This is a genomic window from Geobacillus sp. ZGt-1 (genome assembly GCF_001026865.1).
Classification (GTDB): domain Bacteria; phylum Bacillota; class Bacilli; order Bacillales; family Anoxybacillaceae; genus Geobacillus; species Geobacillus thermoleovorans.
This window is the reverse complement of sequence record NZ_LDPD01000010.1, coordinates 1,932-4,357: the sequence shown is the minus strand read 5'-3', so window position 1 is coordinate 4,357 and position 2,426 is coordinate 1,932. Positions and strand designations below refer to the sequence as shown.

Here is a 2,426-nt window from a genome sequence, read left to right as displayed (position 1 = left end):
AAAAAATACATAGGCTTGCCAGCTCAAGACTTAAGGTTCCAGACCGGAGGCAGAGGACGGCTGGATCGCGGAGAGAGCGTTCCGCAGTCGATAGCTCTCTCCCGTAAAGGCCAAGATGTGGGCGTGGTGAACCAAGCGATCCACCAACGCTGCCGTCAAACGGTTGTCCCCAAACACCCGATTCCACTGTCCAAATTCTAGATTCGATGTCACCATGACGCTTTTTCGCTCGTAACAGTCGGCGATAATATGAAACAACAGTTCCGATCCTTGCTTTTGAAACGGCACATAGCCGAGTTCATCCAAAATCAACAGTTCGCATGGGTCGAGGCTTCGTTTCAGCCGTCCGAGCGTGCCGTTTTTCAACGCCTCTTCCAGCTGGGCGACAAGATCCGCGACGCGGAAAAACCGAACCTCATGGCCTTGTTGGCACGCCTGAATGCCAAGTGCTGTGGCGAGATGGGTTTTCCCCGTTCCAGGTGAACCTAAAAGCAGAACGTTTTGCTTTCGCTCCAAAAAGCGAAGGTCACACAGTTCCTCCCTCGATGTCGTGGCTGGCCAATGGATATGACCCGACCATTCGTAATCCTTCAGCCATTTCAACTCCCGAAACTTGGCTTTCTTGATCAGCCGAGCCTGTTTCGCTTCTTGGCGGCACGACAGTTCCAGCGCCAATACATCCCGCAAAAACTGTTCTTTCGTTTCGAATCTCACCTCCTCGAATCGATCTGCGATATAGGCCAAATGCAGCGCTTTACAAATCTCTTTCACCTCTGCTCTCATCTCTGGACACCCCCTTCCCGAGCGGGATGAAGACGTTGATCATACACCGTTAAATCCGTTTCATAGTCGATTAGAACGGAAGGGGTGTATGATTCTTCCCACTTGTCCGGGTAATAGGAGTGCTTCGCTTCCATCAACACGCCGATTTCATGAGGAGCCAAGTCCCATCGCTGACTCTCCTCGAGCCACTGGGCGATTTCGTAAAGCGTGTGCCGATCCAACAGCGCTCGCAGTCCTTTCAAACGGGCCACCACCTGGGGCGGGGGGCCAGCCAGATACGTTCGGATCGCCTCCGGCAAGTACGTCCGGTAGCGGGAATGTCCGACAACCCGGGGTTTGGTCTCCCACTCAGCGAAAATCTCTTTCCAAGGGATTTCGCGTTTCACGTTCGTATACGGCCTGGGCGCTTCAAGATGGACGTCTCCATCGGAAGAGAACACAACGAAACGATTCCATTCTTTCTTCACCAACACCCGGTTGGGGACGGACAGGCCATGGACGACGAACGCCTTCCCATCCACCATCACTTCTCCGTACTTATTCACGTAAGCGTGATCGAGGGAGAAGATCGGAAGATCTTGTTCCGGCAACGCCAACAGCTCCGGTTGCTCTTCCTGCCATAGTTCCTCGATCCACCGCCCCTTTTCATAATGAGGACGGTTTCGGTCCTCGACCATCTTGCGATGCAGCCACTCCACCAGCTCCGGATCCGACTCCATCAATGGAGCGGGGATGAAACAAAGGTTGCGAGTGTAATAGACTTTTCGCTCCGCATTTCCTTTCTCATGTCCACTGTATGGATTGCACACTTGTACATCAAACCGATAGTAGAGTTGAAATTTCTCAAAAGCCTCGGTGAATCGGCGTTCTCCCCCTTTTCGAATCGACACAATGGCCGCGGACAAATTGTCAATGCGCAATGCCTTTGGCACTCCCCCAGCCTGACGAAACAGCTGCGTCAACCCATGGAGGAAGCATTCACTGTTTTCCGCCGGCAGCGGATAAGCAAACGCAGCGTTGCTATAGGGAAAGCTCATGATCAAAACCGATCGCTCTTCTTCCTTCCCCTCCTTCGTCACAACCGTCATCTTCCCGAAATCCACCTGCGCCTCGCCTGGCGGGTGCTCCAGTCGTTCATAGCGCTGTTCTTTCTCGAGCTTGAGCTGCGGTCTTCGTTTTTGCACGTACGCGCAAACGGTGCGATACGAGCCTTGAAATCCATGGTCACGACAAAGCGCTTCAAACATCGTCTTGTTCGTTCGCCGTTGTTTTCTCGGCAGTTTGGCATCCTCCTCCAACCAGTCATCAATGATTTGCCCGTACCCTTCTTCCTCCATCATCCCCTTTTTGCGTTTGATGGTTGGTTGGACAGAAATGTCTCCATCTGCGTATTTCTTGACCGTTCTCCAGTTATATCCCGTTTCACGGGAAATTTCCGCAATCGATAACCCTTTCTTTTCACGCAGTTTTCTGATACGATTAATTTCGGGCATTGCCAGCATCCTTTCGCTCCTCCACTGTTTGGTTATGTGTTCACAACTTCCACAGTAGAGGAAATGTTAGAGGCTGGCAAGCCTTTTTTCTTTGCCTTCAGCTCTGCACTTTTCGTTGCAGAACTCTGTATTTTTATTTTGCAATAAACA

General features: G+C 51.7%; 2 protein-coding genes. Both read right to left on the bottom strand.

The genetic code is table 11. The features are described from left to right. Window positions 1-30 precede the first annotated feature (30 nt). Entirely contained in the window at window positions 31-783 is a 753-nt protein-coding gene (istB, locus tag VU18_RS03320) for an IS21-like element helper ATPase IstB (RefSeq protein ID WP_011230286.1), read from the bottom strand. Continuing rightward, entirely contained in the window at window positions 780-2,285 is a 1,506-nt protein-coding gene (gene istA / locus VU18_RS03315) for an IS21 family transposase (RefSeq protein WP_011230285.1), read from the bottom strand. Before istA ends, istB begins: the two co-directional genes overlap by 4 nt. Between the last annotated feature and the right edge of the window lie 141 nt (window positions 2,286-2,426).

What these genes read in the sequence shown, in the direction of transcription:
- istA (WP_011230285.1), bottom strand. Translation starts at nt 2,285, where the DNA reads ATGCTGGCAATGCCCGAAATTAATCGTATCAGAAAACTGCGTGAAAAG.
- istB (WP_011230286.1), bottom strand. Translation starts at nt 783, where the DNA reads ATGAGAGCAGAGGTGAAAGAGATTTGTAAAGCGCTGCATTTGGCCTAT.